20 protein-coding genes, 1 pseudogene and 1 riboswitch are annotated in these 20,311 nt (G+C 77.2%); of the genes and pseudogenes, 20 read left to right on the top strand and 1 reads right to left on the bottom strand.

Going from position 1 to position 20,311, the window contains the following annotated elements; all coding sequences use genetic code 11:
- Positions 1-13 precede the first annotated feature (13 nt).
- The 20 genes and pseudogenes from pyrF (at position 14) to FKM96_RS00415 (ending at position 18,329) form a co-directional block, all read left to right on the top strand.
- Positions 14-850, top strand: a complete 837-nt coding sequence (pyrF, locus tag FKM96_RS00515; RefSeq protein WP_147796810.1) for an orotidine-5'-phosphate decarboxylase — start codon at positions 14-16, stop codon at positions 848-850.
- A 210-nt stretch (positions 851-1,060) separates the two neighbouring features.
- A complete protein-coding gene (mihF, locus tag FKM96_RS00510) occupies positions 1,061-1,372 on the top strand; it encodes an integration host factor, actinobacterial type (protein ID WP_147793609.1) in 312 nt (103 codons plus the stop codon).
- A 61-nt stretch (positions 1,373-1,433) separates the two neighbouring features.
- The gene (gmk, locus tag FKM96_RS00505; protein WP_147793608.1) at positions 1,434-2,009 is read left to right on the top strand and encodes a guanylate kinase; all 576 of its coding nucleotides are present in this window, start codon (positions 1,434-1,436) and stop codon (positions 2,007-2,009) included.
- A gap of 37 nt (positions 2,010-2,046) precedes the next feature.
- Entirely contained in the window at positions 2,047-2,310 is a 264-nt protein-coding gene (gene rpoZ / locus FKM96_RS00500) for a DNA-directed RNA polymerase subunit omega (protein ID WP_147793607.1), read from the top strand.
- A gap of 15 nt (positions 2,311-2,325) precedes the next feature.
- Positions 2,326-3,549, top strand: coding sequence for a bifunctional phosphopantothenoylcysteine decarboxylase/phosphopantothenate--cysteine ligase CoaBC (gene coaBC / locus FKM96_RS00495; protein WP_147793606.1), 1,224 nt, complete (start codon positions 2,326-2,328; stop codon positions 3,547-3,549).
- Positions 3,550-3,584: 35 nt separating this feature from the next.
- On the top strand, positions 3,585-4,793 hold the full coding sequence (metK, locus tag FKM96_RS00490; RefSeq protein WP_147793605.1) for a methionine adenosyltransferase: 1,209 nt from the start codon (positions 3,585-3,587) through the stop codon (positions 4,791-4,793).
- A gap of 32 nt (positions 4,794-4,825) precedes the next feature.
- A pseudogene (locus FKM96_RS00485) lies at positions 4,826-7,111 on the top strand (primosomal protein N').
- Entirely contained in the window at positions 7,108-7,719 is a 612-nt protein-coding gene (locus tag FKM96_RS00475; RefSeq protein WP_147793602.1) for an HAD-IA family hydrolase, read from the top strand. The pseudogene FKM96_RS00485 and the gene FKM96_RS00475 overlap by 4 nt, the downstream one beginning before the upstream one ends.
- Before the next feature lie 109 nt (positions 7,720-7,828).
- Positions 7,829-8,530, top strand: a complete 702-nt coding sequence (locus tag FKM96_RS00470) for a DUF1345 domain-containing protein (protein WP_147793601.1) — start codon at positions 7,829-7,831, stop codon at positions 8,528-8,530.
- A 26-nt stretch (positions 8,531-8,556) separates the two neighbouring features.
- Positions 8,557-9,519, top strand: coding sequence for a methionyl-tRNA formyltransferase (gene fmt, locus FKM96_RS00465; RefSeq protein WP_147793600.1), 963 nt, complete (start codon positions 8,557-8,559; stop codon positions 9,517-9,519).
- Complete coding sequence (locus tag FKM96_RS00460) at positions 9,516-11,132, top strand: RsmB/NOP family class I SAM-dependent RNA methyltransferase (RefSeq protein WP_147793599.1); 1,617 nt, start codon at positions 9,516-9,518, stop codon at positions 11,130-11,132. Before fmt ends, FKM96_RS00460 begins: the two co-directional genes overlap by 4 nt.
- Before the next feature lie 137 nt (positions 11,133-11,269).
- Positions 11,270-11,938, top strand: a complete 669-nt coding sequence (gene rpe / locus FKM96_RS00455; RefSeq protein WP_147793598.1) for a ribulose-phosphate 3-epimerase — start codon at positions 11,270-11,272, stop codon at positions 11,936-11,938.
- 70 nt (positions 11,939-12,008) lie between these two features.
- Positions 12,009-12,142, top strand: a riboswitch (FMN riboswitch).
- A gap of 140 nt (positions 12,143-12,282) precedes the next feature.
- A complete protein-coding gene (gene ribD, locus FKM96_RS00450; RefSeq protein ID WP_147796809.1) occupies positions 12,283-13,287 on the top strand; it encodes a bifunctional diaminohydroxyphosphoribosylaminopyrimidine deaminase/5-amino-6-(5-phosphoribosylamino)uracil reductase RibD in 1,005 nt (334 codons plus the stop codon).
- Positions 13,287-13,943, top strand: coding sequence for a riboflavin synthase (locus tag FKM96_RS00445; RefSeq protein WP_147793597.1), 657 nt, complete (start codon positions 13,287-13,289; stop codon positions 13,941-13,943). The genes ribD and FKM96_RS00445 overlap by 1 nt, the downstream gene beginning before the upstream one ends.
- A complete protein-coding gene (gene ribB / locus FKM96_RS00440) occupies positions 13,940-15,295 on the top strand; it encodes a 3,4-dihydroxy-2-butanone-4-phosphate synthase (RefSeq protein WP_210417331.1) in 1,356 nt (451 codons plus the stop codon). The genes FKM96_RS00445 and ribB overlap by 4 nt, the downstream gene beginning before the upstream one ends.
- Positions 15,292-15,762, top strand: a complete 471-nt coding sequence (ribH, locus tag FKM96_RS00435) for a 6,7-dimethyl-8-ribityllumazine synthase (protein WP_147793596.1) — start codon at positions 15,292-15,294, stop codon at positions 15,760-15,762. Before ribB ends, ribH begins: the two co-directional genes overlap by 4 nt.
- Positions 15,759-16,457 (top strand): nicotinamide riboside transporter PnuC, encoded by a 699-nt coding sequence (gene pnuC / locus FKM96_RS00430; protein ID WP_147793595.1) that lies wholly within the window; start codon positions 15,759-15,761, stop codon positions 16,455-16,457. Before ribH ends, pnuC begins: the two co-directional genes overlap by 4 nt.
- A gap of 59 nt (positions 16,458-16,516) precedes the next feature.
- Positions 16,517-16,780, top strand: coding sequence for a phosphoribosyl-ATP diphosphatase (locus FKM96_RS00425; RefSeq protein ID WP_147793594.1), 264 nt, complete (start codon positions 16,517-16,519; stop codon positions 16,778-16,780).
- A gap of 63 nt (positions 16,781-16,843) precedes the next feature.
- The gene (gene hisG, locus FKM96_RS00420; protein WP_147793593.1) at positions 16,844-17,692 is read left to right on the top strand and encodes an ATP phosphoribosyltransferase; all 849 of its coding nucleotides are present in this window, start codon (positions 16,844-16,846) and stop codon (positions 17,690-17,692) included.
- 205 nt (positions 17,693-17,897) lie between these two features.
- Positions 17,898-18,329: a PH domain-containing protein gene (locus FKM96_RS00415; protein ID WP_147793592.1), complete on the top strand. Its 432-nt coding sequence runs from the start codon at positions 17,898-17,900 to the stop codon at positions 18,327-18,329.
- On the opposite strand, the gene FKM96_RS00410 is transcribed toward FKM96_RS00415, so the two are convergent.
- Positions 18,326-20,119, bottom strand: coding sequence for an HNH endonuclease signature motif containing protein (locus FKM96_RS00410; RefSeq protein ID WP_147793591.1), 1,794 nt, complete (start codon positions 20,117-20,119; stop codon positions 18,326-18,328). The two genes, FKM96_RS00415 and FKM96_RS00410, sit on opposite strands and share 4 nt — an antisense overlap.
- Between the last annotated feature and the right edge of the window lie 192 nt (positions 20,120-20,311).

The raw sequence follows: 20,311 nt of genomic DNA, 5'->3' as shown, positions 1-20,311 counted from the left end.
CCTCGCGGCGGCGATGACCGAGCACGGCCCGCTCTGCGTCGGCATCGACCCCCACGCGTCCCTGCTGGACGCGTGGGGGCTGCCGGACAGCGCCGAGGGCGTGCGCCGGTTCGCGCTGACCGTCATGGAGGCCGTCGGCGGCCGGGTCGCGGCCGTGAAGCCGCAGGCCGCGTTCTTCGAGCGGCACGGCTCCGCGGGCGTCGCGGCGCTGGAGGAGGTCGTCGCGGCGGGCCGGGACACCGGGACGCTCGTCGTGGTCGACGCCAAGCGCGGCGACATCGGGTCGACCATGGGCGCCTACGCCGACGCGTTCCTGCGGGAAGGCTCGCCGCTCGCGGGCGACGCGCTCACGGTGTCGCCGTACCTGGGCTTCGGCTCGCTCGCGCCCGCCGTGGACCTGGCGCTCGCCACCGGGAGGGGGCTGTTCGTGCTCGCGCTCACCTCGAACCCCGAGGGGCTCGAGGTGCAGCACGCGCGGGGCGCCGACGGCGTGGCCGTGGCGGACCGGGTGGCGCGCTCGGCCGCGGAGTCGAACGCGGCGGAGCTCGCGGACGGCGGCGTGGCGGCGCGGGAGGCGCTGGGCTCGATCGGCCTGGTCGTCGGCGCCACCGTCGGCGACGCGGCCGCGCGGCTGGGCGTCGACCTGGCCGCCGTGCGAGGGCCGCTGCTGGCCCCCGGCGTCGGGGCGCAGGGCGCGGGACCCACGGAGCTCGCCGCGGTGTTCGGCGACGCGCGGTCGGCCGTGCTCGCGTCGTCCTCGCGCGGCGTGCTGGCCGCCGGACCGGGCGTCGGCCCCCTGCGGGACGCCGCGCGCGCGGCCGCCGACGCGGCGGGCGCCGCCCTGCGCTGACGCGCGCGCCCACGCCCCGGACCCGTTGCCCCGAGCGACGGGTCCGGGGCGTCTTCGACGCGACACGCTGCCGGGACGTGCCGGTTCGCCCTTCCCGTGCCATCCTCGGGAGATGGACCCCAGGGCCGGGTGCGACGTCGCACCGGGTACCCCGGGGATCACGTATGTTCCATGTCCCTGCCTCCCGACAGTGATGAGAAGGTGACTCACGTGGCACTTCCGACTCTCACCCCCGAGCAGCGCGCAGCGGCGCTCGAGAAGGCCGCCGCCGCGCGCCAGGCCCGCGCGGAGGTCAAGAACCGGCTGAAGTACTCGCAGGGCTCGCTGTCCGAGGTGATCGCCCAGGGCCAGAAGGACGAGACCATCGGCAAGCTCAAGGTCCTCGCCCTGCTCGAGTCCCTCCCGGGAGTGGGTAAGGTCAAGGCACGCCAGATCATCTCCGAGATCGGCATCTCGGAGACCCGCCGCGTGCGTGGCCTCGGCCCGCACCAGGTGAAGGCGCTGATCGACCGGTTCGGGTGACCGGTCGGCCCCACCGACGCCGGCCCGCGGGGCCGCACAACTCCAGGAGCACCAGAGCAGCATGACGACGCCGCGCGCCCGGTTGACCGTCCTCGCCGGACCCACGGCCGTCGGCAAGGGCACCGTGTCCGCCGACCTGCGGGCGCGGTACCCGCAGGTCTGGCTCTCCGTGTCGGCCACGACCCGGCCCCCGCGGCCGGGCGAGGTCGACGGCCTGCACTACCACTTCGTCACGCCCGAGGAGTTCGACCGCATGGTCGCCGAGGGCGAGCTGCTCGAGTGGGCGGTGGTGCACGGCCGGAACCGCTACGGCACCCCCCGGCGGCCCGTCGAGGAGCGGCTGGCCGCCGGGGAGCCCGCGCTGCTCGAGATCGACCTGCAGGGCGCGCGCCAGGTCCGGACGACGATGCCCGAGGCCCAGTTCGTGTTCCTCGCCCCGCCGTCGATGGACGAGCTGGTCCGCCGGCTCGTCGGCCGTGGCACGGAGGACGAGGAGGAGCGCGCGCGCCGGCTCGCCACGGCCGAGGTCGAGATGGCGGCCGAGCCCGAGTTCGACCACGTGGTGGTCAACGACGACGTCCGGCGCGCCACGGACGAGCTGGTCGCGCTGATGGGCCTGCCCGCGGCTGTAGACTGACGGGCAGTCCCCACCCCCTTCGACTACGGGAGCCACCGTGTCCGGAACCGTCGCCGAGCCCATCGGCATCACCGACCCGCCGATCGACCGCCTGCTCGAGCGCGCCGACTCCAAGTACGCGCTGGTCATCTACTCGGCCAAGCGCGCGCGCCAGATCAACGCGTACTACTCGCAGCTCAACGAGGGCCTGCTCGAGTACGTCGGCCCGCTGGTGGAGACCCGCCCGCAGGAGAAGCCGCTGTCGATCGCGATGCGCGAGATCGACGCGGGCCTGCTCACGGTCGCCCCGAACGAGGCCTGAGCCTCCCGCGCTGACGTGCGCATCGTCCTCGGCGTCGCTGGCGGCATCGCCGCGTACAAGGCCGCCCACGTCCTGAGGTCGTTCACCGAGGCGGGGCACGACGTCCGCGTCGTGCCCACCCGGGCGGCCCTGGAGTTCGTCGGGCGCGCCACCTGGGAGGCCCTGTCCGGGCACCCGGTGACGTCCGAGGTGTTCGAGGAGGTGCCCGAGGTCGCCCACGTGCGGCTCGGGCGCCAGGCCGACCTGGTCGTCGTCGCGCCCGCCACGGCGGACCTGCTGGCCCGCGCGGCCTCGGGGCGCGCCGACGACCTGCTCGCGGCCACGCTGCTGACCGCGACGTGCCCGGTGCTGATGGCGCCGGCGATGCACACCGAGATGTGGCAGCACCCGGCGACCCGGGCCAACGTCGCGACGCTGCGTGAGCGCGGCGTGCACGTGCTCGACCCGGACTCCGGCCGGCTGACCGGCGCCGACAGCGGCCCCGGCCGGCTGCCCGAGCCGGACGCCATCGCCGCGGCCGCGCTCGCGCTGGTCGACCCCGAGGGCAAGCCCCGTCCCCAGGACCTCGCCGGCCGCACCGTCGTCGTGTCCGCCGGGGGGACCCGCGAGCCGCTGGACCCCGTGCGGTTCCTCGGCAACCGGTCCTCCGGGAAGCAGGGCGTCGCCCTGGCCCGGACCGCGCAGGCGCGTGGCGCCCGGGTGACGCTGGTCGCCGCGAACCTCGGCGTCCGGGCTCCGGCCGGGGTGCGCGTCGTCGAGGTCGAGACCACCGCCGAGCTGCAGGACGCCGTGCGCACCGCCGCGGCCGACGCCGACGTGGTCGTGATGGCCGCCGCCGTCGCCGACTTCCGGCCTGCGACGGGGTCCGCGCACAAGATCAAGAAGCAGGCGGACGGCTCCGTGCCGCCGCTGGAGCTGGTGCAGAACCCCGACGTGCTCGCCGGGCTGGTCGCCGACCCGCCCCGGGCCGACGGCGGGCGGCAGGTCGTCGTCGGGTTCGCCGCCGAGACGGGCGACGACACGGGGGGCGTGCTCGACCACGGCCGGGCCAAGGCGCGCCGCAAGGGGGCGGACCTGCTCGCGGTGAACGCCGTCGGCGGCGGCCTCGGGTTCGGCGCCGAGCACAACGCCGTGACGGTCCTGGACGCCCGCGGCGAGGTGGTCGCGACGGTCGAGGGCAGCAAGGACGCCGTCGCCGACGGGCTCTGGGACGCCGTCGTCCGCGTGCTGCCCGCGTGACTCCGGTTGTCCCCGCGCCCCGCTAACCTGTGCGCATGACGATCGCCGACACGCGCCTCTTCACGTCCGAGTCCGTCACGGAGGGGCACCCGGACAAGGTCTGCGACCAGATCTCCGACGCCATCCTCGACGCGATCCTCGAGCAGGACCCCACCGCCCGCGTGGCGGTCGAGACGATGGTCACCACGGGCCTGGTGCACGTCGCGGGCGAGGTCACGACCACCGCGTACGTCGAGATCCCGCAGATCATCCGCCAGGTCGTCCGGAACATCGGCTACACGTCCTCCGACATCGGGTTCGACGGCGACTCGTGCGGCGTGTCCGTGTCGATCGGCCAGCAGTCGCCCGACATCGCCCAGGGCGTCGACAAGGCGTGGGAGTCCCGGCAGGACGCGTCCGACCACGACCCGCTCGACCTGCAGGGCGCCGGCGACCAGGGCCTCATGTTCGGCTACGCCTCGGACGACACCGAGAGCCTGCTCCCGCTGCCGATCTGGCTGTCGCACCGGCTCGCGGAGCGCCTCGCGCTCGTCCGCAAGGAGGGCGTGGTCCCGAACCTGCGCCCCGACGGCAAGACCCAGGTCACCGTCGGCTACGACGGCGACCGCGCCGTGCGGCTCGACACCGTCGTGCTGTCGACCCAGCACGGCCCGGGCGTGCACCTGGAGACCGAGCTCGCGCCGGCCATCGCCGAGCACGTCGTGGCGCCGGTGCTCGAGTCCGCCGGCCTGGACCTCGACGTCAGCGACTACCGGCTGCTCGTGAACCCGACCGGCCAGTTCGTCGTCGGCGGCCCCCAGGGCGACGCGGGCCTCACCGGCCGCAAGATCATCGTCGACACCTACGGCGGCATGGCCCGGCACGGCGGCGGCGCGTTCTCCGGCAAGGACCCGTCGAAGGTCGACCGCTCCGCCGCGTACGCGATGCGCTGGGTCGCCAAGAACGTCGTCGCCGCGGGCCTGGCCCGCCGCTGCGAGGTCCAGGTCGCGTACGCGATCGGCAAGGCGCACCCCGTCGGCCTGTACGTGGAGACCTTCGGCACCGAGACGGTGCCGGTCGACCGCCTGACCGCGGCGATCCGCGAGGTGTTCGACCTGCGGCCCGCCGCGATCATCCGGGACCTCGACCTGCTCCGGCCGATCTACCGGAAGACCGCCGCGTACGGCCACTTCGGCCGCGACCTGCCCGAGTTCACCTGGGAGCGCACCGACCGCGTGGACGCCCTGCGCTCCGCCCTGTCCTGAGCGACCGCGTGGCGGACGGACCCGACCCGGCGGTGGCCCCCGTGCCCGAGCAGCCGACGCTGCTCGGGCTCGACGGGGTCGGCGCCACGGGGTCGGCCGCCGGCGCGCGGGGTGCGGGTGCGCGCGCGGCCGGCGCTTCGACCCGGCCGCGGCGACGCGCCCGTGCGCGGGACGTCGACGTCGAGCCCGCTGCCGTGCTGCCCGTGGCGCGGGTCGCCGTCGAGCTCGCGCCCGCGCACCTGGACCGGCCGTTCGAGTACCTCGTGCCGGCGACGCTCGCCGACGCCGCGGTCCCCGGGACGCGGGTCAAGGTGCGGTTCGGGTCGCAGGACGTCGACGGCTACGTGCTCGACCGGACCGCCGAGCCGGAGCACGACGGCGCGCTCGTGCCGCTCCGGCGGGTGGTGTCGCCCGAGGCCGTGCTGACCCGGGCCGTCGGGCGGCTGGCCCGGGCCGTGGCGGACCGGTACGCCGGGACGCTCGCCGACGTGCTGCGGCTCGCCGTGCCGCCCCGGCACGCGCGGACCGAGGGGGAGGTGCCGCCGGCCGCAGCGCCGGAGGACGGTGCCGCGCCCGCGCCCGCGCCCGACGGTGCCGGGCTCGTGCCCGACCCTGCCGCGCCCGCGCTCCACGCACCCGCGCCCGACGGTGCCGCCCTCACGCCTCACGCGCCCGCACCCGTGCCCGACGGTGCCGGCCCCGCCCCCGCGTGGGCGCCCTACCGGGGCGGCCCCGCGTTCCTCGCGCACCTCGCCGCCGGCGGCTCCCCGCGAGCCGCCTGGTCCGCCCTGCCCGGCCCGGCGGGGGAGCGGTGGCCCGACGGCGTGGCCGAGGCCGCCCGGGCCACGCTCGCGAGCGGCCGCGGCGCCCTCGTCGTCGTGCCGGACGCCCGGGACGTCGACCGGGTGTGCGCCGCGCTGGTCGCCGCCGGCGTCCCCGCCTGGAGCCCCGACGGCACCGACGCGAGCCACGTGCGGCTCATGGCCGACGACGGCCCGGCCCGCCGGTACCGCGCGTTCCTCGCGGTGCTCCGCGGGCACGCCCGCGTGGTCGTCGGCACCCGGGCCGCGGCGTTCGCCCCCGTCCGCGACCTGGGGCTCGCGGTGTGCTGGGACGACGGCGACGACCTGCACGCCGAGCCGCGCGCGCCCTACCCGCACGTCCGCGAGGTCCTGGGCCTGCGCGCCGAGCTCGAGGGCTGCGGCCTGCTGCTCGCCGCGCACGCCCGCTCCACCGAGGTGCAGGCGCTCGTCGCGTCCGGCTGGGTCCGGGCCGTCGCGGCGGACCGGGACGTCGTGCGGGCCCGCACCCCGCGCGTGCGGGCGCTCACCAGCGTCGAGCTCGCCCGCGAGGGCGCGGCGGGGGCCGCGCGGCTCCCCGGCGAGGCGTGGCGCACGATCCGCGACCGGCTCGCCGACGGGCCGGTGCTCGTCCAGGTGCCGCGCGCGGGCTACCTCCCGGCGGTCGCCTGCGCCCCCGGTGCCGGGAGGTCGCCCGGTGCGCGCACTGCCACGGGCCGCTGGCGCTGACGTCCGGCGACGGCACGGCGCAGTGCCGGTGGTGCGGCCGCCTGGCGATCGGGTGGCGCTGCGAGGCGTGCGGCAACGGCACGTTCCGGTCGGTCGCGGTCGGCTCCGACCGGACCGCGGAGGAGCTCGGCCGCGCGTTCCCCGGGGTGACGGTGCTCGGGCGCGCGCTCCGGCGTGCTGGCGGAGGTGCCGGACCGGCCCGCGCTGGTCGTGTCGACCATCGGCGCCGAGCCCGTCGCACCCGGCGGCTACGCCGCGGCGGTGCTCCTCGACGCAGCCGTGACGACGGGGTCCACCTCGCTGCGCGCCACGGAGGACGCGCTGCGCCGTTGGCTCGCCGCGGCCGCGCTCGTCCGGTCGTCCCGGGACGGCGGCGTCGTGCTGCTCGTCGGCGACGGCGCGGAGCGGCCCACGCAGGCGCTGGTGCGCTGGGACCCGGTGGGGCTCGCCGAGCGCGAGCTCGCCGAGCGGGCGGAGGTGCGGCTGCCGCCGGTCGTCCGGGTCGCCGAGCTGGTCGGGACCCGGGAGGTCGTCGCCGCGGTGCTCGCGCGCGTCGAGCTGCCGGAGGGCTCCGACGTGCTCGGCCCCGTGCCGCAGCCCGAACCCCTCGCGCCGGGCGCCGCCGCCGTGCAGGAGTCGCTCGACCCGCCCGTCCGCACGCTCGTCCGGGTGCCGGTGGCGCAGGGGCGGGCCCTGGCGCGGTCGCTGGCCGCGTCCCTCGCCGTCCGCAGCGCCCGCCGGGAGGGCGGGACCGTGCGCGTGCGGCTCGACCCGGAGGAGATGCTGTGACCGCCGTCGACGCCGTCGTGTTCGACCTGGGCAACGTCCTGGTGCGCTGGGAGGCCGAGCGGGCCTTCGACGGCGTGCTCACCGACGCGGAGGTCGAGCGGTTCCTCGCCGACGTCGACTTCCCGGCGCTCAACCTGCGGCAGGACGCCGGCCGGTCCTGGCGGGAGGCCCGCGACGAGGTCGCCCGCACGCACCCCGAGCACGCCGCGACCGTCGACCTCTACGTCGAGCGGTTCGCGCACGCCCTGCCGGGACCGGTGCCGGGCAGCGCCGAGGTCGTCGACGACCTGCGGGCGGCGGGGGTCCGGGTGCTCGGGCTCACGAACTGGTCCGCCGAGACGTACCACCACGGCGAGGCGGTCGCGCCCGTCATCGGGCGGCTCGAGGCCGTCGTCGTGTCGGGCCGGGAGGGCGTGGTGAAGCCGGACCCGCGGATCTTCGCGGTGCTCGCCGAGCGGCACGGGCTGGAGCCGGCGCGCACGGTGTTCGTCGACGACAGCCCGGCGAACGTCGCGGGCGCCGCGGCGGTGGGGTACCAGGCGGTGCTGTTCACGGGTGCGGCGGCGCTGCGGGCGGACCTCGTCGCGCGCGGGGTGCTGCCCGCCTGAGGCGGGTCGCGGCGCGGAGCCGACGCGGGTTGCGGCGCGGGCCCGACGCGGTGCCCAGCGGCACACCGGCCCGCGGCGGGCGCCGCGTCGCTCTGCTTGGATCGGGGCCATGGCCAGCCGCTACGCGAGCGACAACGTCCGCGCCAACGTCAGCTTCGCCGTCGCCCTCGCGACCGCCGTCGGGGTGCTGGCGATCCGCGGGGACCGGCTCGGGGTCGGCCCCGGCGCGGCGGCGATCACCTTCTACCTCGCCATGTGGCCCGTCTTCACCGGCGTGTACCTGGTGTGGACGCACGCCACCTACGCCCGGCGCGGCCCGCGGGGCCTGGTGGCGAGCGCGTGGCGGGAGCGCACCCTCGGGCGGCGGTGGTGGAACCGGCTGCTCGGGTACGGCGGGGCGACGAGCTGGACGATGGCCGCCGCCGTGGTCGCCGTCGCGGTCACGATCCTCATCGCGCAGGACGCCCGCTACCGCGACGACTGGACGTACATCGCGCTCGGGCTGGTCAACGTCGCGTGCTCCTGGGCGCAGATGGTCTACGCGTTCACCCTGCAGTACCTCCGGCTCGACCAGGGGCGGCGCGACGACGGCGAGCGGCACCTGACGGTCGACGTCGAGGGGGACCCGCGGTTCGGCGACTACCTCACGCTCGCCGTGCTGCTGTCCGCCATGGCGGCGACGGTCTCGGGGCACATGCGGTCGCGCGCCGCGTGGACGCTGGCGCGCACGCACGTCCTGCTGGCGTTCGCCTTCAACTCCGTGGTCGTGGCGATGATGGTGTCGCTGCTGTTCGGCGGGCTCGGGTCCTGACCCGCGCGGCACTAGGATCGGTGCCCATGCGCCTGCTCTTCGCCGGGACGCCCGCGGTGGCGCTGCCCTCCCTGGACGCCCTGCTCGCCTCCCGCCACGAGGTCGTCGCCGTCCTGACCCGCCCCGACGCCCGCGCGGGCCGCGGCCGGACGCTCACGCCGAGCCCGGTGAAGGAGCGCGCGCTGGAGGCGGGCATCGAGGTGCTGACCCCGGCCACGCTCAAGGACCCCGAGGCGCAGGCGCGGATCGCCGAGATCGCCCCGGACGCGGCGCCCGTCGTGGCGTACGGCAACCTGGTGCCGCCCGCCGTCCTCGGCCTGCCGCGGCTCGGCTGGGTCAACCTGCACTTCTCCGTCCTGCCGGCCTGGCGGGGCGCGGCGCCGGTGCAGCACGCGATCATCGCCGGCGACGAGGTGACCGGGGCGTCGACGTTCTTGCTGGAGGCCGGGCTGGACACCGGGCCCGTGCTCGGCACGCTCACCGAGACCATCCGGCCGCTGGACACCTCGGGCGACCTGCTCGGGCGGCTCGCGGACGCCGGGTCCGACCTGCTGGTGAAGACCCTCGACGCGCTGGAGGACGGCGTGCTCACGCCTGTGCCGCAGCCCGCCGACGGCATCAGCCTCGCGCCGCGGCTCACGACCGACGACGCCCGCGTGCGGTGGCAGCACCCCGCCATGGCCGTCGACCGCCGGGTCCGCGGCTGCACGCCCGCGCCCGGCGCGTGGACCACCCTGCCCGACGGCGCGCGCCTCGGCCTCGGCCCGGTGCGGCTCGTGCCCGAGGTGACCGACCTCGCCCCCGGCGAGGTGCGCGTCGGGCGCGGCGAGGTGCTGGTGGGCACCGGCACGCACGCCGTCCGGCTGGGGGAGGTGCGGCCCGCGGGCAAGCGCGCGATGGCCGCGGCGGACTGGGCGCGGGGCGCGCGGCTCGACGAGGGCACCGTGCTCGGTCGGGACGACGCGGCCGACCAGGGGGTGCACGCGTGAGCGAGCGACGTGGTCAGGGCGGCGGGGATCGCCCGGGCGGTCGGAGCGGCCAGGGCGGCCGTCCGGGATCGTCGGGCCAGGGCGGCGAGCGCCGTCGCCCCGAGGGGCAGGGTGGCCAGCACCGCGACGCCGCCGGGCGCCAGCGCCCCGCGTCCCGCCAGGGTCCGCGCGACCGCACCGCCGCCGCGCCGTCCGCGCGCCGCCGCTCGTCCGACCCGGCCCGCACCGCGGCGTTCGACGTCCTGCGCACCGTGGCGGACTCCGACGCCTACGCGAACCTCGTCCTGCCCCCGCTGCTGCGCGAGCGCGGCATCCGGGGCCGCGACGCGGGCTTCGCCACCGAGCTGGCGTACGGCACCCTCCGGCTCCAGGGCCGGTACGACGCGGTCCTGGCCCAGTGCACCGGACGCTCGCTCGACCAGGTCGACCCGCCGGTGCTCGACGCGCTGCGGCTCGGCGCGCACCAGCTGCTCGGCATGCGGGTGCCGCCGCACGCCGCGGTGTCCGAGACCGTCGGGCTCGTGCGCGAGCAGGTCGGCGCGGGGCCCGCGCAGTTCGTGAACGCGGTGCTGCGGGCCGTCTCCCGCGAGCCGCTCGACGTCTGGCTCGAGCGGATCGGGGACGCCGCCGACCCGGCGGGCACCGACGCCGTGGCCCGGCTGTCGGCCGTCGACAGCCACCCCGCCTGGGTCACCCGCGCGCTGCGCGAGGCCCTGGTGGGCCACGGGCGGCAGGCCGACGAGCTCGGCGCGCTGCTCGCCGCGGACAACGAGGCGCCGCGGGTGTCGCTGGTCGCGCGCCCGGGACTCGCCGACCGCGACGACCTGCTCGCCGCCGCCGGCCCCGACGCCACCCCCGGCCGGTGGTCGCCGACCGCGGTCACGCTCGCGGGCGGCGGCGACCCGGCCGGGTTGTCCGCCGTGCGCGCCGGGACCGCCGGCGTGCAGGACGAGGGCAGCCAGCTTGTCGCGCTCGCGCTGGCGGACGCGCCGCTCGACGGCCCCGACGCGCGCTGGCTCGACCTCTGCGCCGGCCCCGGCGGGAAGGCCGCCCTGCTGGCCGCCCTCGCGGGGGAGCGCGGCGCGCGGCTCGTGGCCAACGAGGTGCAGCCGCACCGCGCCCGGCTCGTGCGGCAGGCCGTGTCCGCCGCGCCCGAGGGCGCCGTGGAGGACGTGCGGGTCGGCGACGGCCGCGAGGTCGGCGAGGCCGAGCCCGGCGGCTACGACCGCGTGCTGCTCGACGCCCCGTGCACGGGGCTGGGTGCGCTGCGGCGCCGCCCGGAGTCGCGCTGGCGGCGGACGCCGTCCGACCTGGCCCAGCTCACGGTCCTGCAGCGGGACCTGCTCGGGTCGGCCCTGTGCGCGGTGCGGGTCGGCGGGGTCGTGGCCTACGTGACGTGCTCGCCGGTGCTGGCCGAGACCCGGCTGGCGGTGCTCGACGCCACGCGCGCCGCCCGCAAGGCCGGGCTGGAGGTCGAGGTGCTCGACGCGCCGGCCGTGCTGCACGGCATCGCGCCCGGCCTCGACCTGCCCGAGCGGGAGGACGCACAGCTCTGGCCGCACGCGCACGGCACCGACGCCATGCACCTCACGCTGCTGCGCCGGACGGCCTGACGGCGGTCCGGCGGGAGCGCCGGACGACGGGCCCGGGTGCTCGCCGGGGCGGCGAGCGTGCGACCGGGCCGGCGCGCGCGACCGGAGCGGCCCGCAGGCGACCGGCGGGCCGCGGCGGGCGCCGATACGCTGGGCGGGTGCACGCGCAGATCAGCCCCAGCATCCTGTCCGCCGACTTCACCAACCTCGAGCGCGACCTGCACCGGATCAGCCGGGCCGACTGGGCGCACGTGGACGTCATGGACAACCACTTCGTCCCCAACCTCACGCTCGGGCTGCCCGTCGTGCGGCGGATCATCGAGGTGTCGCCGGTGCCGATCGACGTGCACCTCATGATCGAGGCCGCCGACCGGTGGGCCGTCGACTACGCGCACGCCGGCGCCGCGTCCGTCACGTTCCACGCGGAGGCCGCGCAGGCCGCCGTCCGGCTGGCCCGGGAGATCCGCGCGGCCGGCGCCCGGGCGAGCATCGCGCTGCGGCCGGCGTCGCCCGTCGAGCCGCTGCTGGACCTGCTGCCGGAGTTCGACATGGTGCTGGTGATGACCGTCGAGCCCGGGTTCGGCGGCCAGGCGTTCATCGAGGGCACGCTGCCCAAGATCCGCCGGCTGCGCGCCGCGATCGACGAGCAGGGCGCCGGCACGTGGATCCAGGTCGACGGCGGGGTGTCGCGCGACACCGTCGAGACCGTGGCCGCGGCGGGCGCCAACGTGTTCGTCGCGGGGTCCGCCGTCTACGGAGCCGAGGACCCGAACGCGGAGATCGACGCGCTCCGCGGCCTCGCGGACGGCGCGCTGGCGCGGCGCTGACGGGCGCCCACCCCGACCCCGCGCAAGCGCGGGAATGCCGCGTGTGGCATCATCGTTCGCTAGAACACACACACGTGCTCCGGGGTCGGTGAAAGTCCGAGCCGGCGGTGACAGTCCGCGACCCGCAGACGCCTCACGGCGCGAGCGGTTGACCTGGTGGAACTCCAGGACCGACGGTGAAAGTCCGGATGGGAGGAGTCGTGGCGGCGTTCTCGGCGTGAGCCGGGTGCGCCGTGGACGTCGTGCACCCGTGCGCCGCCCGCACCCCGGAGACCTGTCGGTCGGAGGGAGCGGGAGTGGGCACGCGGACGGCGGTCGAGCCGGCTGAGGTCGAGCGGGACGCGATGCTGCGCGCCCTCGACCTGGCCCGTCGCGGGCCCGCGCACGGGCCGAACCCGCGCGTCGGCTGCGTGCTGCTCGCGCCCGGTGCCCGCCTCCTGGGCGAGGGCTGGCACCGCGGCGCGGGGACCCCGCACGCCGAGGTCGCCGCGCTCGCCGACGCCCGGGCTCGCGGGCACGACGTCCGCGGCGCCACGGCCGTCGTGACGCTCGAGCCCTGCGACCACGTCGGCCGCACCGGACCGTGCTCCGTCGCGCTGCTGGAGGCCGGCGTCGCGCGCGTCGTCGTCGCCGTCCCGGACCCCAACCCGGCCGCCGCCGGCGGAGCCGCGCGGCTGCGCGCCGCCGGCGTCGAGGTGGTGCTCGGCGTCGAGGAGGCCGCCGGCCGGGACCTGCTCGGCCCGTGGCTGCGCGCCGTCGAGCGGGGGCGCCCGCACGTGACGCTCAAGCTCGCCGCCTCGCTCGACGGCCGCGTCGCCGCCGCGGACGGGTCGAGCCGCTGGATCACCTCGCCCGAGGCCCGCTCGCACGCGCACGCCCTGCGCGCCGAGGTGGACGCCCTGGTCGTCGGCACCGGCACCGCGCTGGCGGACGACCCCGCGCTCACCGCGCGCGCCGCCGACGGGACCCTCGCCGGGCACCAGCCGCTGCGGGTCGTCGTCGGCGAGCGGGACCTGCCGGCCGGCGGGCGGCTCGCCGGCCCGGGCGGCGAGGTGCTGCACCTGCGGACCCGCGAGCCGCGCGCGGCGCTGGCCGCGCTGCACGACCGCGAGGTCCGCCGGGTGCTCGTCGAGGGCGGGCCCACGCTCGCCGCGGCGTTCCTGCGCGCCGGCGTCGTGGACGAGGTGCACGCGTACGTGGCCCCGGTGCTGCTGGGCGCGGGGCGGACCGCGGTGGCCGACCTGGGCATCGGGACGATCGGGGACGCGCTGCGGCTGCGGACCCGCGAGGTGCGACCGCTGGGGCCCGACGTGCTCGTCGTGGCCGACGTCGAGGAGGAGGAGCGCTGATGTTCACCGGCATCGTCGAGGAGGTCGGCACCGTGGTGCAGCTGGACCTGGCCCCGGGCGGGACGGGCGGGGCGGGCGGTGACGCCGCCGGGGACGACCGCGACGCGCGGCTCGTGCTGCGCGGCCCGCTCGTCACCTCGGACGCCCGGCACGGCGACTCGATCGCGGTGTCCGGGGTCTGCCTCACCGTCACCGACCTGCCGGGCGACGGCACCTTCGCGGTGGACGTCATGCCGGAGTCGCTGCGGCGCACCGCGCTCGCCGACCTGGCGCCCGGCTCGCCGGTCAACCTGGAGCGCGCCGTGCGCGCCGACGCGCGCCTCGGCGGCCACGTCGTGCAGGGCCACGTCGACGGCGTCGGCACCGTCCGGCGCCGCACGCCGGGCCCGCGGTGGGACGAGGTGGAGATCGCGCTCGACGCGGCGCTCGCCCGGTACGTCGCCGAGAAGGGATCCGTCGCGGTCGCCGGGGTGTCGCTCACCGTGACCGCGGTCGGGCCGGACTGGTTCGGGGTGTCGCTCATCCCGACCACGCTCACCGAGACGACCCTCGGGGACGCCGCCGTCGGGACCCGGGTGAACCTCGAGGTCGACGTCCTGGCCAAGTACGTCGAGCGGCTGCTGTCCGCCCGCGCGGTCGCGGGGGTGGCGCGGTGACCGCCGTCGAGCCGATCGTGCTCGGCACCGTCGAGGAGGCCCTCGCCGAGCTCCGCGCAGGGCGCCCGGTGCTCGTCGCCGACTCCGAGGACCGCGAGAACGAGGCCGACGTCATCCTGGCCGCCGCGCTCGCCACCCCGGAGTGGGTCGCCTGGACCATCCGGCACTCGTCGGGCTACCTGTGCGCGCCCATGACCGGCGCCCGGGCGGACGCCCTCGACCTGCCGCTGATGGTCCCGCAGAGCCAGGACCCCCGGCGGACCGCGTACACGGTGACCGTCGACGCGGCGCACGGCGTGGCGACCGGCATCTCCGCGGCCGACCGCACCCGCACCCTGCACGTCCTCGCGGACCCCGCGTCGGGCACCGAGGACCTCATCCGTCCCGGGCACGTCCTGCCCCTGCGGGCCGTGCCGGGCGGCGTGCTGCACCGCGCCGGGCACACCGAGGCCGCCGTCGACCTGTGCCGCCTCGCCGGGGTCGAGCCGGTCGCCGCGATCGCCGAGCTCGTGCACGACGACGGCACGATGATGCGGCTGCCCGCCACCGCGGCGCTGGCGCGCGAGCACGGCCTGGTCGTGCTCACCATCGCCGACCTGATCGCGTGGCGGACGGCGCACGACGACCTGCCCGCCGAGCCCGCGCCGGGTGCCGAGGCGGCCGCGACCGCGCCGGGGCGCCGGGTGCACCGCGCGCACAGCGCCGTCCTGCCGACCCGGCACGGCGACTTCCGGGTGCACGCCTACCGCGACCTGCGGACCGGCGCCGACCACCTCGCGCTGGTCGCCGCGCAGGGCCTCGCCGACCAGCCCGTGGTGCGGGTGCACTCCGAGTGCCTCACCGGCGACGCGTTCGGCTCCTCCCGCTGCGACTGCGGCCCGCAGCTCGACGCCGCGCTGGACCTGGCGGCGCGCGAGGGCGGCGCGGTCGTCTACCTGCGCGGGCACGAGGGCCGGGGGATCGGCCTGCTCGCGAAGATCGGCGCCTACGCCCTGCAGGACCAGGGCCGGGACACCGTCGAGGCGAACATCGACCTCGGCTGGCCCGCCGACCGGCGCGAGTACGGCGCCGCCGCCGCGATCCTCGCGGACCTCGGCGCCGGGCGGATCACCCTGCTCACCAACAACCCGGCCAAGGTCGCCGGGCTCACGGCCCACGGCATCGAGGTCGCCGACGTGCGCGGCCTCGAGGTCGGGCGGACCGCGCACAACGAGGCCTACCTGCGCACCAAGGCGCGGGCGATGGGGCACCTGCTGCCCGGCCTCGACGCGCACCCCAGCACACCCACCACCCCCACGGGCCCCACCCCCTCGGGCCCGGCCACCACGTCTCGCACGGAGGACGCACGATGAGCGGCAGCGGCGCTCCCACCATCACCACCGACGGCAGCGGCCTGCGGGTCGCCGTCGTCGCGGCCAGCTGGCACACCACCGTCATGGACGGCCTGCTCGCCGGCTCCCGGCGGGCGCTCGCCGCCGCCGGCGTCACCGACGTCCGGGAGGTGCGCGTGCCCGGCACGTTCGAGCTCCCGGTCGCGGCCGGCCGGCTCGCCCGGTCCGGGGACTACGACGCGGTCGTCGCGCTCGGCGTCGTCATCCGCGGCGGCACCCCGCACTTCGACTACGTCTGCCAGGCGGCGACCTCCGGCCTGACCGACGTCGCCGCGCAAACGGGCGTCCCCGTGGGGTTCGGCGTGCTCACCTGCGACGACGAGGCCCAGGCGCTCGACCGCGCGGGGCTCGAGGGCTCGCACGAGGACAAGGGCGCGGAGGCGGCGGAGGCGGCGGTCGCGACCGTCGTCGCGCTGCGCGGGCTGTGAACGTCCTCGGCTGGCTGTTCGACGCCCAGCTCGTCGTCGCCGGGCACCCCGTCCTGTGGCGGGAGGTGATCGGCAACCTGTTCGGCCTCGCGTCCGCGCTCGGCGGTCTGCGCCGCAAGGTGTGGGCCTGGCCGGTGGGCATCGTCGGCAACGTGCTGCTGTTCACCGTGTTCCTCGGCGGCGTGTTCCACACCCCGCAGGCCCGCGACCTCTACGGCCAGGCCGGCCGGCAGGTGTTCTTCGTCGCCGTCGCGGTCTACGGCTGGGTGCGCTGGTCGCAGGCCCGGCGCGTCGCCCGCGAGCACGGCGACCCCGACGCGCCGGCCGTGGTGCCCCGGTGGGCGGGGCGGTCGGGCTGGATCCAGCTCGGGGTCGTCGGCGTCGTCGGGACCGTCGTGTGCGCCCTGGTCTTCCAGGCCCTCGGGTCGTGGGGTCCGTGGGCGGACGCGTGGATCTTCGTCGGCTCGCTGCTCGCGACCTACGGCATGGCACGCGGCTGGATCGAGTTCTGGCTCATCTGGATCGCCGTCGACGCCGTCGGGGTGCCCCTGCTGCTCAGCGCGGGCTACTACCCGTCGGCCTTCCTGTACCTCGTGTACGCGGGCGTCGTGATCTCGGGCTTCGTCGTGTGGTGGCGTGCCCGGCGCGAGTCCGAGCCGCAGCAGGTCACGGCGGCGGCGGGGGTCGAGGGGTGAGCGCCCGGGCCATGGACGCCGGACCGGGGGAGGGCGTCCGACCGTCTACCCTGGCGGGCGTGAAGACGTTCGACGCGCTGTTCGCTGAGCTCACCGAGAAGGCGGCCACCCGGCCCGCAGGATCGGGCACCGTCAAGGAGCTGGACGCCGGCGTCCATGCGATCGGCAAGAAGATCGTCGAGGAGGCCGCCGAGGTCTGGATGGCCGCCGAGCACGAGGGCGACGCCCGCACCGCCGAGGAGATCTCCCAGCTCCTCTACCACCTGCAGGTGCTCATGGTCGCGAAGGGCCTGACGCTCGAGGACGTGTACTCCCACCTCTGACCGGCCCCGGCCCGCTCGACCCCGCCGCCCCCTGCCACACCTGAACACCCCCGGAGAACCCCCGTGCTGAGGATCGCCGTCCCGAACAAGGGCTCGCTCGCCGAGCCCGCCTCCGACATGCTGCGCGAGGCGGGCTACCGCCAGCGCCGCGACTCCCGCGAGCTCGTCCTGCCCGACGCCGACAACGGCGTCGAGTTCTTCTTCCTGCGCCCCCGCGACATCGCCGTGTACGTCGGCACCGGCACCGTCGACGTCGGCATCACCGGCCGCGACCTGCTGCTCGACTCCGAGTCGCCCGCCACCGAGCACCTGCAGCTCGGGTTCGCCCGGTCGACCTTCCGGTTCGCGACCCAGGCCGGCCAGATGAACGACGTCCGCGAGGTCGCCGGCCGGCGCGTCGCCACGTCGTACCCCGTGCTCGTCGCCGACTACCTGCGCGGCCAGGGCGTCGTGCCCTCCGAGGTCGTCCGGCTGGACGGCGCCGTCGAGACCGCGATCCGGCTCGGTGTCGCCGACGTGATCGCCGACGTCGTCGAGACCGGCACCACCCTGCGCGCGGCCGGCCTCGACGTCTTCGGCGAGCCGATCCTCAAGTCGGAGGCCGTGCTCGTCCGCCGGGCCGGTGTCGAGGAGCCCGCCGGTCTCGACGTGCTCACCCGCCGGATCCAGGGCGTGCTGACCGCCCGCGAGTACGTCCTCATGGACTACGACGTGCCGACCGCGCTCGTCGAGCAGGCCGTCGCGATCACCCCCGGCCTCGAGTCGCCGACCGTCTCGCCCCTGCACAACCGTGACTGGTCCGCCGTCCGCGCCATGGTGCGGCGCTCCGAGACCAACCGCGTCATGGACGCGCTGTACGACGTCGGCGCGCGGGCCATCCTCGTGACGTCGATCCACGCCTGCCGGCTCTGACTCCGGGCGACGGGCGATGACGGGGGAGCCGGGGCGAGGCTCGGGCGGCGGCAGGGACGGCGGACCGGTCCCGGGCCGCGGCGGCGGTGGCGGTGCGGGCGGCGCCAGGGACGGCGGACCGGTCCCGGGCCGCGGCGGCGGTGGCGGTGCGGGCGACGGTTCGCCCGGCGACGGTGCTGCCGGCCGGCGGCCCGCGCTCGACGACGTGTTCCGTCCGCGCGCCGCGCGCGTGGTGACCGGCTCGCTGGCCGTCGTCGTCGCCCTGGCGACCGCCCTGCTCATCGTGCTGCTCGCCACCACCGGCGTCGAGGGCTGGTCCACGGCCGACCTCAGCGGGATCGCGCTCGTCGGTCTGGCGATCGTCGGGTTCCTGTGGCGGCAGGCCACCGTCTCCGCCACGCCCACCGCGGAGGGGCTGCGGGTGCGGAACCTCGCGAGCACCCGGACCGTCGCCTGGGGCGAGATCGTCTGGGTGCGGTTCGGCGAGGGCAGGCCGTGGGTCCAGCTGGACCTCGACGACGGCGACACCCTCGCGGTGATGGGCGTACAGCGTTCCGACGGCGACCGGGCCCGGCGCGAGGCGAAGCGGCTCGCGACGCTGGTGGCGGCGCGGCAGCGGAGCGGGCGGGGCGACTAGAAGGGCGGCGCCTCGTCCGTCGACCATGGGCTGGGAGGGGGCGCTTCGTCCGTCGTCCCGGTGCCGGGCCGCACAGCGCCGCCGTGGTGCGGCCTGCCCCGACCCCGTCGAGCCTCACGCACCCGCCGGGGCGCGGTGAGGTGCTCCGTGGGCGCGTCGAGCCCCGGTCGGGTGCGGTAGACGTGGCCGGTGGGGTCGGTCCAGTCGAAGACGCCGGGCTCGCGCTGGCGCAGGGTGAGGCCGAGCTCGTGCTTGGCGTGGTGGTGGCGCGTGCAGACCGGGCCGAGGTTGCGGTCGCTGGTGGCGCCGGGGGGGTCGGGATCCTCGCCCGTTGCAGCGGGCTCGGGGTGCCAAGGTTTCGTGTGGTCCAGCTCGCAGCGCGCCGCGGGGACCGAGCAGCCGGGGCCGGTGCAGGTCGAGTCGCGGTAGCGGACGTGGGCTGCCAGGGCGGCGGGCGGCCGGTAGGTCGTGCGCCCGACGTCCAGGACGGCACCCGTGAGGTCGTCGGTGACGAGGCGCTGCCACGTGCCGCCGAGGGCGAGGGCGCGGGCGGCCGTGGCGTCGATCGCGCCGTACCCCGCGAGATCGGCGGGCTTCTCGTCCTGGCCGAGCAAGGTCGACAGCGGCACGGTGACGACGACGTGGGTCCGGGCGTCCCGGGGGCCGGTCGTGCGGCTGCGGGCGGGCGTCGTGGGCGCCGACGCGCCGGTGCGGGTGGACGCGGTGGCTGCCGACGCGCCGGCGTGGGCGGCGGTGCCCCCAGGCGCGCTGCCCGCTGGCGCGCCGCCCGGCGCGTGGGTGTCGGGCCGGTCGATCGGTGGGAGGGCGCCCGCGGGTGACGCGAGGAGCAGGTCCGTCAACCCGTCCGCGCGCAGCTGGTCCAGGGTGCGCGGGTCGCCGGCTGCTCGCGCGGTGCGGGCGCACGACTCGAGCACGGTGTCGATCGCCACGGCCTCCGGGGCGGGCAGGACCAGCCGCATCTCCGCCAACTGGTCCGGCAGCGCCCGGGGGTGGGTGACCATGCGGGATGCCTGGGCCGCGGCGTGCCGGTCGGCGGCGTGCTCGGGGTCGACCTCCAGCAGAGCGCGGGCCACGTCGCGCCGGACCTGGCCGGTGGTGCGGTCGGTGGCGCGCGGGAGGACCCGGTCCTCGACGGCCTGCGCGATCTGCCACGGCAGCTCGCCGAGGCTCGCAGCCACGGCGCGGGCGGCGGGCACCGCGATCCGGCCGTCGGCCAGGGCACGCCCGGTGGCTGCGAGGTGGTGGTCGTACGCGAGGCCCTCCCGGACCAGGGCGAGCATTTCCTGCGGAGAGCGGTTCAGCCGCATGGACAGGGCCATCGCGGTGGCGCGCAGGGGCATGGTGAGCTGCTCGGCACGGTTCTGGTGGTCGGTCAGCCTCGGGTGCGGCATGTTCGGGGTGCGGTGCAGCGCCGCAGCAGCCCGGGCGAGCCCGGCGTGCGCCCAGCCCGCGACGCGGAGGTACGCGGCCGCGAGCTCGGTCAGGTCGAACGCGGAGAGCGACGGCAGGTCGAGGGCGCTCAGCAGCCGCACGAGGGGCACACCCGTCGGCGTCTCGTCGAGCGCGCACGGGATCCGGAAGGCGTCGGGCTGCGCGGGGTCCAGGTACTCCGCGACGACCGCGGCCTGCGCCCCTGCATCGGCGGCGGCATCCACCGGGTCGGCCGGTCCGGCGGCGCGCTCAGTGCCGCCGCAGGTGCACCCGCAGCCGCACGGCAGGACCGCCCCGCCGGGCGGCGGATCGACGCGTTCGCGCTGGTCATCTGCCATGCGTCCAACCTACGGGCGACCACCGACACGCCTTGCGCCGCGCGTCACAAGGCTGGGGACGAGACGTTCCTCCCGCCCTGTGGAGGAGTCGGCGCGCGCTCGTGGAGCGGAGATCAGGGCAGGTGCGCGACCGGCGGCGCGCGAGATCGATCCGCTGCGCGGCCGTTCCGCCGTGCCGCGTTCCGCGTCCGG

This window comes from Cellulomonas sp. Y8 (genome assembly GCF_008033115.1).
Classification (GTDB): Bacteria; Actinomycetota; Actinomycetes; order Actinomycetales; family Cellulomonadaceae; genus Cellulomonas.
This window is presented reverse-complemented; position numbering and strand designations above follow the sequence as displayed.

Bases quoted from the DNA above. Each gene is read 5' to 3' on its own strand.
- pyrF (WP_147796810.1), top strand. From the start codon at position 14: ATGACCGAGCACGGCCCGCTCTGCGTCGGCATCGACCCCCACGCGTCC.
- gmk (WP_147793608.1), top strand. From the start codon at position 1,434: ATGACGACGCCGCGCGCCCGGTTGACCGTCCTCGCCGGACCCACGGCC.
- metK (WP_147793605.1), top strand. From the start codon at position 3,585: ATGACGATCGCCGACACGCGCCTCTTCACGTCCGAGTCCGTCACGGAG.
- FKM96_RS00470 (WP_147793601.1), top strand. From the start codon at position 7,829: ATGGCCAGCCGCTACGCGAGCGACAACGTCCGCGCCAACGTCAGCTTC.
- fmt (WP_147793600.1), top strand. From the start codon at position 8,557: ATGCGCCTGCTCTTCGCCGGGACGCCCGCGGTGGCGCTGCCCTCCCTG.
- ribD (WP_147796809.1), top strand. From the start codon at position 12,283: ATGCTGCGCGCCCTCGACCTGGCCCGTCGCGGGCCCGCGCACGGGCCG.
- FKM96_RS00445 (WP_147793597.1), top strand. From the start codon at position 13,287: ATGTTCACCGGCATCGTCGAGGAGGTCGGCACCGTGGTGCAGCTGGAC.
- ribH (WP_147793596.1), top strand. From the start codon at position 15,292: ATGAGCGGCAGCGGCGCTCCCACCATCACCACCGACGGCAGCGGCCTG.
- FKM96_RS00410 (WP_147793591.1), bottom strand. From the start codon at position 20,119: ATGGCAGATGACCAGCGCGAACGCGTCGATCCGCCGCCCGGCGGGGCG.